This is a genomic window from Microbacterium sp. NPDC091662 (assembly GCF_044756705.1).
Taxonomy (GTDB): domain Bacteria; phylum Actinomycetota; class Actinomycetes; order Actinomycetales; family Microbacteriaceae; genus Microbacterium.
In genome coordinates this window covers 1,498,082-1,511,168 of sequence record NZ_JBIVTM010000001.1, presented here as the reverse complement: position 1 = coordinate 1,511,168, position 13,087 = coordinate 1,498,082, and the positions used below count along the sequence as shown (strand labels likewise).

14 protein-coding genes and 1 tRNA gene are annotated in these 13,087 nt (G+C 67.5%); 14 read left to right on the top strand and 1 reads right to left on the bottom strand.

All coding sequences use genetic code 11. The annotated features are described in order from the left end of the window. Positions 1–74: 74 nt before the first annotated feature. From ACIQLD_RS07220 to ACIQLD_RS07190, 7 genes are all read left to right on the top strand, one after another. Complete coding sequence (locus tag ACIQLD_RS07220) at positions 75–1,214, top strand: carbohydrate ABC transporter permease (protein WP_402606725.1); 1,140 nt, start codon at positions 75–77, stop codon at positions 1,212–1,214. Further along, entirely contained in the window at positions 1,211–2,173 is a 963-nt protein-coding gene (locus ACIQLD_RS07215; RefSeq protein WP_402606723.1) for a carbohydrate ABC transporter permease, read from the top strand. Before ACIQLD_RS07220 ends, ACIQLD_RS07215 begins: the two co-directional genes overlap by 4 nt. Positions 2,174–2,269: 96 nt before the next feature. After that, the gene (locus ACIQLD_RS07210; protein WP_402606721.1) at positions 2,270–3,646 is read left to right on the top strand and encodes a cystathionine beta-synthase; all 1,377 of its coding nucleotides are present in this window, start codon (positions 2,270–2,272) and stop codon (positions 3,644–3,646) included. Between the two features lie 75 nt (positions 3,647–3,721). Next, positions 3,722–4,876: a cystathionine gamma-synthase gene (locus ACIQLD_RS07205; protein WP_402606718.1), complete on the top strand. Its 1,155-nt coding sequence runs from the start codon at positions 3,722–3,724 to the stop codon at positions 4,874–4,876. Between the two features lie 160 nt (positions 4,877–5,036). After that, positions 5,037–6,437 (top strand): multidrug effflux MFS transporter, encoded by a 1,401-nt coding sequence (locus tag ACIQLD_RS07200; RefSeq protein WP_402606715.1) that lies wholly within the window; start codon positions 5,037–5,039, stop codon positions 6,435–6,437. Between the two features lie 31 nt (positions 6,438–6,468). Next, positions 6,469–7,095, top strand: coding sequence for a phosphatase PAP2 family protein (locus tag ACIQLD_RS07195; RefSeq protein WP_402606712.1), 627 nt, complete (start codon positions 6,469–6,471; stop codon positions 7,093–7,095). 29 nt (positions 7,096–7,124) lie between these two features. Further along, positions 7,125–7,727: a GNAT family N-acetyltransferase gene (locus ACIQLD_RS07190; protein ID WP_402606709.1), complete on the top strand. Its 603-nt coding sequence runs from the start codon at positions 7,125–7,127 to the stop codon at positions 7,725–7,727. 62 nt (positions 7,728–7,789) lie between these two features. Here the strand turns inward: ACIQLD_RS07190 and ACIQLD_RS07185 are convergent. Next, positions 7,790–7,877 (bottom strand) — tRNA-Ser (locus tag ACIQLD_RS07185). A gap of 169 nt (positions 7,878–8,046) precedes the next feature. On the opposite strand from ACIQLD_RS07185, the gene mpaB (ACIQLD_RS07180) reads away from it, so the two are divergent. The 7 genes from mpaB (ACIQLD_RS07180) to mpaA3 are packed head-to-tail and all read left to right on the top strand — an operon-like array spanning position 8,047 to position 13,063. Next, positions 8,047–9,123: a daptide biosynthesis RiPP recognition protein gene (gene mpaB / locus ACIQLD_RS07180; RefSeq protein ID WP_402606706.1), complete on the top strand. Its 1,077-nt coding sequence runs from the start codon at positions 8,047–8,049 to the stop codon at positions 9,121–9,123. Next, positions 9,120–10,169, top strand: coding sequence for a daptide biosynthesis RiPP recognition protein (gene mpaB, locus ACIQLD_RS07175; protein WP_402606703.1), 1,050 nt, complete (start codon positions 9,120–9,122; stop codon positions 10,167–10,169). The genes mpaB (ACIQLD_RS07180) and mpaB (ACIQLD_RS07175) overlap by 4 nt, the downstream gene beginning before the upstream one ends. Then, positions 10,166–11,419, top strand: a complete 1,254-nt coding sequence (mpaD, locus tag ACIQLD_RS07170; RefSeq protein WP_402606700.1) for a daptide-type RiPP biosynthesis aminotransferase — start codon at positions 10,166–10,168, stop codon at positions 11,417–11,419. The genes mpaB (ACIQLD_RS07175) and mpaD overlap by 4 nt, the downstream gene beginning before the upstream one ends. After that, entirely contained in the window at positions 11,416–12,606 is a 1,191-nt protein-coding gene (gene mpaC / locus ACIQLD_RS07165; RefSeq protein WP_402606697.1) for a daptide-type RiPP biosynthesis dehydogenase, read from the top strand. Before mpaD ends, mpaC begins: the two co-directional genes overlap by 4 nt. After that, positions 12,607–12,741: an MpaA1 family daptide-type RiPP gene (mpaA1, locus tag ACIQLD_RS07160; RefSeq protein ID WP_021199159.1), complete on the top strand. Its 135-nt coding sequence runs from the start codon at positions 12,607–12,609 to the stop codon at positions 12,739–12,741. It abuts the gene before it with no gap. 37 nt (positions 12,742–12,778) lie between these two features. Further along, the gene (gene mpaA2, locus ACIQLD_RS07155; protein ID WP_402606694.1) at positions 12,779–12,907 is read left to right on the top strand and encodes an MpaA2 family daptide-type RiPP; all 129 of its coding nucleotides are present in this window, start codon (positions 12,779–12,781) and stop codon (positions 12,905–12,907) included. 42 nt (positions 12,908–12,949) lie between these two features. Further along, positions 12,950–13,063, top strand: a complete 114-nt coding sequence (gene mpaA3, locus ACIQLD_RS07150) for an MpaA3 family daptide-type RiPP (protein WP_402606692.1) — start codon at positions 12,950–12,952, stop codon at positions 13,061–13,063. The last annotated feature ends 24 nt before the right edge of the window (positions 13,064–13,087 follow it).

Here is a 13,087-nt window from a genome sequence, read left to right as displayed (position 1 = left end):
CGGCCCTCCTGCTCTCCTGACCCCGCACGTCGATGTGCGGTGGTCACTCCGCTCCGCGTGATGAAGGGGAATCCGTGAACGCGACAATTTTCTTCCAGTGGATCGGCTCGCTCCCGCCGATCCTGCAGGCGGTCGCCGTCGTCATCGCCTTCGCGGTGGTCGTGGCGATCATCCTGCTCCTCGTGGACATCGCTCCACGCAGGGGAGCGCTGTACACCGGCATCCGGCTCGCGATGTGTCTGCTCATCCCGCTCGCCGTGATGTGGTTCTTCAACTCCTACTACTGGGCGATGGGAGTGGCGGTCCTCGTCGGGGCGCTGTTCTTCTGGCTGGACTATCGGTCACGCGACGGCGCGGGATACCTGATCCAGCTCGTCGCCTTCATGGCGCCGGCAATTCTGCTTCTGATCGTCGGTCTGATCCTGCCGTCGATCCAGACGATGTACTCGTCTTTCCTGAGCTCGTCGGGGAAGGACTTCGTCGGGTTCGCCAACTATCTGTGGATCTTCACGCAGTCCGATGGGATCACCGCGGTCGTCAACACGATCATCTGGGTGCTCGTGGTCCCGACCGTGTCGACGATCGTCGGTCTCGCCTACGCGGTGTTCATCGACCGCACCCGCGGCGAGAAGATCTACAAGGTGCTGGTCTTCATGCCGATGGCCATCTCGTTCGTCGGCGCGGGCATCATCTGGCGCTTCATGTACGAGTACCGAGGACCTCAGTTCGAGCAGATCGGGCTCCTCAACCAGATCATGGTGTGGTTCGGCGGGGAGCCGCAGCAGTGGCTGCTGAATGAGCCGTGGAACACCCTGTTCCTCATCGTCGTGCTCATCTGGGTGCAGACCGGTTTCGCGATGGTGCTGCTGTCGGCGTCGATCAAGGGTGTTCCGCAGGAGCTTCTCGAAGCCGCCGAACTCGATGGCGCGAACGCCTGGGAGCGGTTCATCTCGGTGACCGTCCCGTCGATCAGACCCGCGCTCATCGTGGTGCTGACCACGATCTCGATCGCCTCTCTCAAGGTGTTCGACATCGTGCGGACGATGACCGCCGGCAACTACGGAACCTCGGTGCTGGCGAACGAGATGTACACGCAGTTCTCGAAGTTCGAGGCCGGACGCAGCGCCGCGCTCTCGGTCATCCTGTTCATCCTGGTGCTGCCGATCGTCATCTACAACGCACGCCAGATCAAGAAGCAGCGGGAGATCCGATGACCGACACCGTGAAGTCCGAAACCGCTGTCAGCACGCGCGCGATCACGACCGGAGGCGGCCTCGACGGCTCCGCCGGACGCGCTCGCAAAAGACTGTCGCGCCCGTGGGCATCCGTCGCATCCATCGTGATCGCGGTCCTGTGGACCATCCCCACGTTGGGGCTGTTCATCTCCTCGTTCCGTCCGCGCGATCAGATCCAGTCGTCGGGATGGTGGACGTTCTTCGCCGACCCGCAGGTGACGCTCGAGAACTACGTCGACGTGCTGCAGTCCGGCACGACCCAGCTGACCATCCTCGAGTCGTTCATCAACTCGATCGCGATCACCATCCCGGCGACACTCGTGCCGCTGATGATCGCCTCGATGGCGGCGTACGCCTTCGCCTGGATCGATTTCAAGGGCCGCAACGCGCTGTTCATCTTCGTGTTCGCGCTGCAGATCGTGCCCATCCAGATGGCACTCGTGCCCCTGCTGAGCTCGTTCTCCCGAGGCATCAACCTCTTCGGGCTGCAGGTCACGACGCCGCTGGGCGCCTCCTCGGGCTATGCGCAGGTGTGGATCGCGCACACCATGTTCGCGCTGCCGCTGGCGATCTATCTCCTGCACAACTTCATGTCGGAGATCCCCGGGGAGATCATCGAGGCGGCACGCGTCGACGGCGCATCTCGAGGCCAGATCTTCTTCCGCGTGGTGCTGCCCCTGACGATGCCGGCCATCGCGTCCGTCGCGATCTTCCAGTTCCTGTGGGTATGGAACGACCTGCTGGTCGGACTGGTGTTCGCCGATGGCGCTGCGGCTCCCATCACCAAGCTGCTCGCCGAGATCACGGGCACGAGAGGAAACGACTGGTACCTGCTCACGGCGGGCGCCTTCGTGTCGATCATCGTGCCGCTGATCGTGTTCTTCGCGCTGCAGCGCTACTTCGTCCGCGGCCTGCTGGCCGGCTCGACGAAGGGCTGACGCTTCGGAAGACTCAGTGGCCTTCAGGCGAACGGATGCCGCGGTCGGGGTGAAACACAGCCCCGGTCGCGGCATCCGCGCGTCTACCCTGAAGTCATGAAGTACGCAGACTCGATCGTCGACCTCGTCGGCGACACACCCCTCGTGAAGCTGCAGCACGTCACCGAGGGCGTAGCGTGCACGGTTCTCGTGAAGCTCGAGTACCTGAACCCCGGGGGGTCGTCGAAGGATCGCATCGCCGCGCGGATCATCGACGCCGCCGAGGCATCCGGTGATCTGAAGCCCGGGGGGACGATCGTCGAACCCACCAGCGGCAACACCGGTGTCGGCCTGGCCCTCGTCGCCCAGCAGCGGGGCTACAAGTGCGTGTTCGTGCTGCCGGACAAAGTCGGCGAAGACAAGATCGACGTGCTGCGGGCGTACGGCGCCGAGGTCGTGGTGACGCCCACATCGGTCGCTCCCGACAGCCCGGAGTCGTACTACAGCGTGAGCGACCGGTTGACCCGCGAGATTCCGGGAGCCTTCAAGCCGAACCAGTACGAGAACCCGAACGGTCCACGCAGCCACTACGAGACCACCGGGCCCGAGATCTGGCGCGACACCGATGGTGAGGTCACGCATTTCGTGGCAGGGGTGGGGACGGGCGGCACGATCACGGGCACCGGGCGGTACCTGCGCGAGGTCTCGGAAGGCCGGGTGCGGATCGTCGGCGTCGACCCCGAGGGCAGCGTCTACAGCGGCGGCACCGGTCGTCCGTACCTCGTCGAGGGGGTGGGGGAGGACATCTGGCCGGGTGCCTACGACCCGACGGTGCCGCACGAGATCGTGGCGGTCGGCGATGCCGAATCCTTCGCGATGACCCGCCGCCTCGCCCGCGAGGAGGGAATCCTCGTCGGCGGATCGAGCGGGATGGCCGTGGTGGGGGCACTGCGCGTCGCGCGGGACCTGCCGGCGGATGCGGTGATGGTCGTGCTGCTGCCCGACGGCGGACGCGGCTACCTGGGCAAGATCTTCAACGACGGATGGATGCGCTCCTACGGGTTCAGCGAGCTGGAGGACGGGGAGACCGTCGCCGACGTGCTCGCGGCTCGTCCGTCGCGGCAGGGCGCAGGTATTCCCGACCTGGTGCACGCCCACCCGACCGACACGGTGCTCGAGGCGATCGGCATGATGACCGAGTACGACGTCTCGCAACTGGTCGTACTCAGTGCCGAACCGCCGGTCATGATGGGCGAGGTCGTCGGCACGGTCGACGAGAAGGGGTTGCTCGACCTGTTGTTCCGCGGTGAGGCGAACGCGACAGACGCCGTCGGTGCGCACGTGGGGGAGAGACTTCCGCTCGTCGGCATCCACACCTCCGTCGCCCAGGCCAAGGCCGCCCTCGCCGATGCCGACGCGCTGCTGGTCACCGCAGACGGCAAGCCGCACACGGTGCTGACGCGTCAGGACCTGCTGGCCTATCTGTCGCGCTGAGGGAGCTGCGAGCGCCGCCGACCCGGGGCGTAACCAGGAGGCCGTCCCCGCAGAGGCGGACGTAGGCTGAGACACATGTCCGATCACGCCTTCGCCACCCGAGCCATCCACGCAGGACAAGCGCCCGATCCCGTCACGGGCGCGATCATCCCGCCGATCTATCAGTCCTCCACGCACGTGCAGGACAGCGTCGGCGGTCTGCGTTCGGGCTACGAGTACAACCGTGCGGGCAACCCCACGCGTTCCTCGCTCGAGACACAGCTCGCTGCCCTCGAAGGGGGATCGAGCGCGCTCTCGTTCGCCTCGGGGCTCGCGGCGGAGGATGCGTTGCTGCGCGGCATCCTGAAGCCCGGTGACCACATCCTGCTCGGCAACGACGTGTACGGCGGCACCTACCGGCTGCTCACCCGGGTCCTCGCACCGTGGGGCATCGAGACCACGACGGTCGAGCTCTCGGATGTCGATGCGCTGCGCGCGGCGATCCGTCCCGAGACGAAGATCGTGTGGCTCGAGACCCCCAGCAACCCGCTGCTGAAGATCGTGGACATCGCGCTGATCGCCGAGATCGCTCATGCGGCCGGTCTGATCGTGGTCGTCGACAACACCTTCGCCTCTCCGGCACTGCAGCAGCCGCTCGCGCTCGGCGCCGACCTGGTGGTGCACTCCACGACGAAGTACCTCGGCGGGCACTCGGATGTGCTCGGTGGCGCGGTCGTGTTCGGCGATGATCGGTTCTTCGATCAGGTGAAGTTCCAGCAGTTCGCGGTCGGTGCCGTCTCCGCGCCACTGGACGCCTGGCTGACCACCCGCGGCATCAAGACCCTGGCACTGCGGATGCGCCAGCACTCCGAGAACGCGCAGGCCATCGCCGAGTGGGCGCAGGAGCGCCCGGAGTTCGCGCAGGTGTACTTCCCCGGACTCGCCTCGCACTCCGGCCATGAGATCGCCGCGAAGCAGATGAGCGGCTTCGGCGGGATGCTGTCGTTCGGCCTCGCCGCCGGCGCCGACGCGGCGCGGGCGTTCGTCGAGAGCACTTCGGTGTTCCAGCTCGCCGAGTCTCTCGGCGGCGTCGAGTCGCTCATCGGATACCCGCCGGACATGACGCACGCCTCCGTGCGCGGCACCGAGCTCGCGGTGCCCGAGAACATCGTGCGGCTCTCCGTCGGGATCGAAGACGTGAGCGACCTGATCGCCGATCTCGAGCAGGGACTCCACCGCATCTCGCGCTGACCCCACGAGAGGTGCCGGATCAGAGACGCACCTCCGCCTGCCGGCAGGGTGCGACTGTGCTCTCCCGGCGGGCGGATGAGGGTCAGGCGGCGGTAACATGGGGGCTTCCCCTGGTCGAATCGATTCGACCGATGCACCCCCTGAACTCTGGAAGGACGTCGTGTCCGACGCTCCCCGCACTGATTCCCTCCCCGTCGCGAAGGCGGGGGAGTCCGCCGCCGATGAACCGCAGATCCCGCAGCCCGAGCGCACCGCGACGGGGAGCATCCGCATCCCCACAGCGACCGGCGCGATCCGCACCCTCGGTGCCAATCCGGCGACCGCGCCCATCATGCTGCACCCGGGCGACGCCATCTCCCTGGGCCGCCGCACGCTGTACATCATCCTGCTCGGCGCTCTCACGGCGCTCGGCCCGTTCACGATCGATCTCTACCTCCCGGCGTTCCCGGTGCTGGAACAGGACTTCCAGACCACGGCCGCCGCGATCCAACTGACCCTGACCGGAACGATGATCGGGTTCGCGCTCGGCCAGCTCGTGGTCGGGCCCCTCAGTGACAAGGTCGGTCGCCGCGTGCCGTTGATCGCCGTCACCGCCCTGCACGTGCTCGCGAGCGTCGGTGCCGCCTTCGCTCCGGACCTCGGGCTGCTCAGCGCCGCCCGCGTGCTCATGGGCGTGGGTGCCGCGGCCGGAGGCGTGGTGGCCATGGCCATCGTGCGCGATCTGTTCGGCGGGCGTCGGCTGGTCGTGATGCTCTCCCGCCTCGCTCTCGTCTCGGGTGTGGCTCCGGTCATCGCGCCTCTGATCGGCTCGTGGCTGCTCACGCTCATGCCCTGGCGTGGGATCTTCGGCGTGCTCGCGGCTTACGGCGTGGTGATGCTGCTGTCGACGATCCTGTTCATCCCGGAGACACTGCCCGTCGCCCGTCGCCAGGATCGCGGCGGCGCCACCATGCTGCAGCGGTACCGCTCGGTGCTCTCGGACCGGGTGTTCCTCGGCGTGCTCGTGATCGGCGGCATGACGTTCTCCGGCCTGTTCTCGTACCTGTCGGCGTCGCCCTTCCTGTTCCAGGTGACGCATGGTCTCGACGCGCAGCAGTACGGTCTGCTCTTCGCGGTGAACTCGCTCGGCGTCGTCGTCGGCGTGCAGACCGCATCCCGTTTGGCCGCGCGCTTCGGGCCGCAGTGGGTCATGGCCTACTCGACCGCGGTGCTGCTGCTCGCCGGCGTCGCGATCATCGTCACCGACCAGCTCGGTCTCGGCCTGTGGGGCACGGTGATCCCGCTGTTCGTCTTCATGACCGCGTGTGGATTCACCTTCCCCAACGTGCAGGTGCTGGCGCTCGACCGCCACGGGAAGGCCGCGGGAACAGCGGCGTCGATCATCGGCGCGACGAACTTCGGCGTCGCCGGGCTCATCTCGCCCGTCGTCGGCTGGCTCTCGCACGACGCCGGGATCACCGCGACCACGATGGCCTCCGTCATGGTCGGCTGCGCCGCTATCGGCATCCTGTCGCTGTGGTTCGTCGTGCGTCCGCGCACGGTCGGGATGCTCGCTCCCTGAGTCTTCAGGTGTCGTCCGACAGAATGGGACGATGAACAGGCGCATGCTGTTGTGGTGGGGAGTGGGCCTCCTCGCGCTCGCGACGGTTCTGGGCGCCGTGGTCGTGTTCGCCTACCCGGCGACTCCCGGGTTCGATCGGTGGTGGAACGACACGATCGTGGGAGCCCGTGCGGACTGGATGGTCGACTTCGCCCTCGCCCTGAACTGGATCGGCGGCGGGTGGGTCGCGATCCTCGGGGTGCCGCTGCTGGCGATCCTGGCACTCGTGCTCGCACGGCAGTGGCGCGGTGCCCTGTTCGCCGCCCTCTGCTTCGCCGCGAGTGCCGCAGGCGTGCAACTGCTCAAACAGCTCTTCGGGCGGGCACGGCCCGACGACATGCTCGTGGTGAGTGACTACGGCTCGTTCCCCTCCGGGCACACGGCGAACGCGGCGACGATCGCCCTCGTGCTCTGGGTGCTGTTCCCGCGGGTCTGGGTCGCGGTCATCGGTGCGGCGTGGGTGCTCGCGATGGCACTCTCTCGCACCTTCCTCTCGGTGCACTGGGCCAGTGACACTCTCGGCGGGGCCCTGGTCGGCGCCGGCGTGGTGCTGGTGCTCGCCGCCTGGCTGCTCCCATGGGTGCAGAAGAAATCCGTGGTCGAGGCGCCGATAGGCTGAGAAGACCCGTTCCCTCCAGAGGAGTCGTCTTGTCCCGCATCCGTCCGTACCGCCCCACCGATCGTGCCGCACTGTATGAGATCTGCGTGAAGACGGCCGACGCCGGGGCGGATGCGACCGGCATCCTCTCCGACGATTCGCTGTGGGGTGACCTCTTCGCCGTGCCGTACGCCGAGCGGCATCCCGACCTCGCATGGGTGGTCGAGGGCGACGACGAGCGCACGATCGGCTACATCGTCGCGACCGACGACACCGACGCCTTCTACGCCTGGTTCCGCGAGGAATGGTGGCCGACGCTCGAGGAGCGTCATCCTCGCCCGGCCGAGATCGTCACCCGAGAGGACCGGATGATCGACTACGGCTACAGCCGCGCCGCCGGCATCGAGCAGAACGCGATCGACTACCCGGCGCATCTGCACATCGACCTGCTTCCGGAGACGCAGGGCCAGGGGCTCGGTCGTCGACTCATGCAGACGCTGTTCGCCGAGCTGACCCGACGCGGAGTGCGCGGACTGCACCTGGGCATCGATCCGAACAACGCAGGGGCCGCTGCCTTCTACGAACGACTCGGGATGACGCGCCTTCCGGCGGATCCCGGTGGACAGATCTACGGCGTGCGCTTCGACGGCTGATCGCCGAGAGCCCACGCGAGAATGACGAAAGAGCCCCCGCTGGCGCGGGGGCTCTTTCGTTTTGGCGGTGACGGCGGGATTCGAACCCGCGGTTGCTTGCACAACACACGCTTTCCAAGCGTGCTCCTTCGGCCGCTCGGACACGTCACCAAGGAACAACCTGTCCATCCTATCCGATGCGGGGAGGGCGGCGTGACAGGCCGGCGGCACCGCGGGTGAACGTCCATCGATGTGAAATATTGCACGTCACCCGTCACCTGTATAGCCTCATATGAGGACGCACGGCATTCGCTGGGGGTGCGGCGTCCAGAGGGAGAGCATGGACGCGAGTTCGATCATCACGTCGGGAGACGGCCTCTGCACCGCGACGGCTTTCGAGCAGTACGTCAGCGGAAGACGGACACTCGGCGCAGGTGCGGTGTTCTTCGTCGAGTCCGGAGAGCATGTCGAGGCGGTGCGGAGTCAGACCCGCCTCGACGATGTCGTGTTCGCTCCCGCAGGCTCTGCGCGGAGGACCGACCCGCGAGTGGTCGTCTACCACGGTTCCCTTCGCGAGCCCGGCGACGAGATCACGTTCGACGGCGCACATGCCGTCGGACTCGGGGAGTACGTCATGGTCCCCCTCCTCTCGATCGCCGGGCCCACCCTCATCCGTCAGAACAGCGCCGAGGGAGTGGCGGCGTTCCTGAGCGATGCCGACACGGCGAAGAACTCGGGTGTCTTCATCGATGCGCTGCTGAGCAACGCGGTTCTCCTCGACTCCCTGCCGTCGTTCCTCGGGCCCATCCGTGAAGGAGAGGCGCTGGCGCGCGTGCACGTCACCGCGGAAGGCGAGTACCGGGACGGGCCCGATGGGCTGCTGCTCGGCATCGTGGGCGACGGCCGGGAGGAGATCGAGGTCCGCGCGAGAGAATGCGAAGGTCGAGGGCGGGGCTTCGCGCGCATCGTCGACCGGGGTGTGCTCGAGGCCGACCTCGACGATCGGCCGTGGTTCGCGCGCTACCTCGCCGCGATCGAGCTGCTGCGTGAAGGGGATGGGGTTCCGAGTCGCCCCACGATCTCCGGTTTCGGCGGGCACCTCGTGCGAGCGCTCGACGAACTCGCCGCGCTTTCGGGTGTCGTCTGCGCGAGTGCCCCGTATCTGCTGACCGGCGACGGCGACGAGTGGGTGCTGGTCGACCCGCCGAGCCGGCGCCGGACCCGACTCGGCGTGGATTCGGCGCGCGCGGCGGAATGCCTCATCGCCACGGGGGACGAGTCGGCGGCGGTGGCACTGCTCGCCGCCGAACTCGGCCGGGGGACGAGCGGCGTCGCCTCGATGGTGAATGAGGTCCAGGTCAGGTTCGCAGCGATGGGCCTCGATCTCACCACGAGCGGGCGAGAATGCCTGTCATGAACGACGGCGGGCGGGTGGAGGCCTCGGAACTCGACGGAGTGAGGGCCCTCCGTGAGTGGATCACGGGGCAGATGCCGGAGCACTCTCGGGTGTTCCTCCTCGAGAGCGGAGCCCCGGCAGACGACGTCGCGCAGGTGGCTCGCCGCGACGACACGATCCTCCTGCCGGTGGAGAGTGGCACGTACGACGGCCCCGGCAGCGTGGTGCGCTACCGAGGTGCACTGCGCGATGCGGGTGACGAACTGTTCTTCGGCGAACGCGGTGTCGAGCTCCAGGACTATGTCGCCGCCGCTTTCGTCCAGATCATCGGGCCCACAGCGGTGCGCTTCTTCGACGCTTCCAGCTGGCAGGTCTTCCTCGAGGATGCCGAGCTCGCTCGTCGGACCGGGATCTTTCCGTCGGCGTTGATCGACCCGCGAGTGCTGCTCGCCGACCGCAACGCGCTGGACGGCCCGGGAGAGATCGAGGCTCCGCGGGCACTGAGGGTGAGTGCGGACGGCAGCGTCGGCATCGGCGTGCAGGGCCGAGTCATCGGCACCGTCGACGAGCTGCCGTCCGTGCTCGACGTGCCCCGGCCCCGCGCGACCGCGCTGGGAGGGGTCGCGTCGGGCGATACGTTCGCTGCCGACCTGGCGAGCCGCGATTGGATCGGACGCTACCTCAACGCCGCGGACCTCATGAAGATGCTCCGCCTGGAGAACGGCGCAGCCAGGATCTCGGGATTCGGCTGGTTCCCGATCGACGACGCCCTCTCGGATGCCGAACCGCTGAACACGGAGCCGTTCCTGCTCGAGACTGCCGACGGCTTCGTGCTCGCAGACACCGCGACCCTGCGCCGCCAGCTGCTCACGCCGTCGACGGCCCGGGCGATCGCCGCGATTCAGACCTCGAGCTCGACCGAGATCGCTTGCGAGCGCGTGGCGCGCCTGCGGGGCACATCGCTGTCGCACGCTCGCGCCCTGTGCCTCGAAGCCCGCGACGTTCTCAACGTTCATGTGGGCCGGCGTGCCGGATTCACCGACCGGCCGAAGGGAGACGAGGGGTGAGCTCTTCACATGCACTCTGGACCTCGATGCTCCCCGCCGACGCGACTTTCGCACCGGAGCGCGTCGCGGTGGGAGCCACCGGAAACCGTATCGAGTTCGCTGATGGGTCCGTACGTCTCTGCGCGACCAGCGGGCTCTGGAACGTCCCCCTCGGGTTCGGCAACCCGGCGGTCGTCGAAGCCGTGAATCGGGCGAATCATGACGCCTCCTATCTGTCCCTGTTCCGCGCGCCCCATCGCTACGCGCAGCTCGCTGCCGATGCCCTGATCGAGCTCGCAGACCCCGGCCGCTACAGCCGGGTGATCTTCTCGACGTCCGGCGGGGCGGCGAACGACGCCGCGATGAAGCTGGGCAGGCAGTATTGGGCGCAGAAGGGGCTCGCATCCCGATCGCTGATCGTCGGTCTGAAGGGCAGCTATCACGGCACGGCATACGGCAGTCATGCCCTGAGCGGAGAAGACCTCCTACAGTCCGTCTACGCGGTCGACCGCAGGTCGGTGCGGCATGTGTCGCACAGTGACGACGGTGAGGAGCTCGAACTGCTGCTGCAACGTGAGGGCTCGCGCGTGGCGTCGGTCGTCGTCGAACCCGTGCTGGGCAGTGGCGCCTACGCGTTGTCCGATGCCTTCGTCCAGCACTTGCTGGCTCTGCGCGAGGAGTACGGATTCCTGATCGTCGCCGATGAGGTCGCGACGGGCTTCGGCCGCACCGGCACGATGTTCGCCACCGACGGATGGGCGGCGCCACCGGACGTCCTCATCCTCTCGAAGGCGCTGACGAACGGGACGATGGGTGCGGCGGCGCTCCTGGTGGGGGATCGGGTCGCATCGGAGTTCGTGCGGGGCGGGTGGACGTTCGTCCACGGCGAGACTCAGGCGGGGACGCCGGCGTGCGGGGCGGCCATCCTCGCGGTGATCGAAGAACTGCATCGCATCGACGTGGAGTCGACCACTCGGGCGCTGGGCATCGACCTGCTTCGCCTCGCGGCAGGGTGGCAGGCCGACCGTGTGATCGAGGAGATCACGGGACGCGGGTGCTTCATAGGGCTCGGGCTCCGCCACGCGGACGAGAGCCCGCTCTCCGGGCCCGACGTGCTTCGTGCCGTCGCGGCGATCGCGGACAACGGCGTGCTCGTGCAGCCGGGTCCGAGCTCCATCGAGCTGATTCCGGCGTACGGATTCAGCGCGGACGAGCTTCTCGAAGTGGATGCGGCCGTGCGTGCGGGCCTGGCGCAGGGAGCGTCAGGATGACCGCGGAGTTCGCCGGCCGGCTTCCCACTCTGTGGCACGGGGAGGGGACCGCCCGTCGGATGACGAAGAACCTCACGGCAGACCGCGAGACCCTCATGATCGTGGACTCCGCAGTCGCGGTCCCCCTTCCGTCCGGGCATCGGACCACCGTGATCCGGATCGACGCGCCCTCCGTCGACGTCGCGGCGGTCGCCACTCTGGCTCGGCAGATCGTCCGTCGGCCCCCGAGCGTCATCGTGGCGGTCGGAGGGGGAACCGTTCTCGACGCGGGCAAGATCGCGGCCCTCGCTCTCGCTCCGGGGCGGGTGTTCGAGTTCGCCATCGGGCATGCGTCGAGGTCGGCGCTGACCTTCTTGCCGCATGCGCTGCCGCCCGTCGACGTCGTCGCCGTGCCGACGACGCTCGGCACCTCGTCGGAGACGAACAGCGTCGGAGTGCTCAGGAACGACAGCGGATACCGGCTCATCGTGGGGCTCGCCCTGAGACCTCGGCACGCGATCATCGATCCTTGCACCCTGACCACGCTGACGCACGCCGCGGTCCGAGAAGGAGCATTGGAAGCATTCCTGCGGGTGGCGGGTGCGTCGACGAGCCCACGCAGAAGCGCGCGGCAGAACCGCGATGCCGTCGTCCTCGGCAGGATGATCCTCGACTCGGCCACGCGAGACTCCGACTCGCACGCGGGCAGGCTGCGCCTCGCTCGACTGAGCGCGGCGACCCAGCGCAGTGCGGCACTGCGGGGGCCGGACCCCTACAGCGCCCGCCACTGGTATGCGGCCAACGAGATCGCCTTCGTGTTGGAGGTTCGCAAGATCGTCGCCACGGCAGCGGTCATCGCGGCGGTCTGGCACCGGATCTGCGCGGGAGACGGACGGTGGGGAGATCGAGAGAGCCTCCAGGACTTCTGGACGAACGTCGCGGGCGGGATGGCGTTACCGCTCGACCCGCCCGTCGGCATCGCCGCCCTCATCGAGCGCTGGGGAATAGAGCGTGCACCGAGTCCGACGCCTGCCGACATCGATCGCATCGCCGTCGCCACGGAGATCGCATGGGGACGACGTCACCCGATGCTCCCGGGCCTGGTCGCAGACGACTTCCGTGGTGTGCTCCGCGACTCCCGGTGGAGTTCTGAGCTGGTCGGCCCTGATCGCCGACCTCCGATATCCGTTTCGAAGGAGGTGAATTAGATGGGCGAGAAAGTCGAGAGCAGTATCCGGTTCCAGGAGCTGGAGACGATGGAGGCCCCCAGTTGGGAGAGCTTCTACCAGGGTGCGATAGGTGCGCTGGTCCTCATCGGGATCGGCGCAGCCGCGGCGACCTGATCCCTGCCGTGCACTGCGACGTGGAAGGGAGGTGAAGATGCGCAACGCCACGATGCCGACGCTCGAGTTCACGGAACTCGAAGCCATGGAGGCACTGAACGACACCGACGACTACATCCGAGGATTCGCCGTGGGAGTCATCATCGGAATTCTCGCCCTGACCTAGGGCGGTGTCCGACAGCTCGACGGAAGGAGGTGCAGATTGCAGATGACGTCGCTGGAGTTCATGGAACTCGAACAGATCGACGCGCCGTTGGAATGGTGGGAGCACGCGAGTTACATCATCGCCATCATCGGCGGCGCGGCAGCGATCGCAACCTAACCCATGGGGTGCGGGTGAACGTTG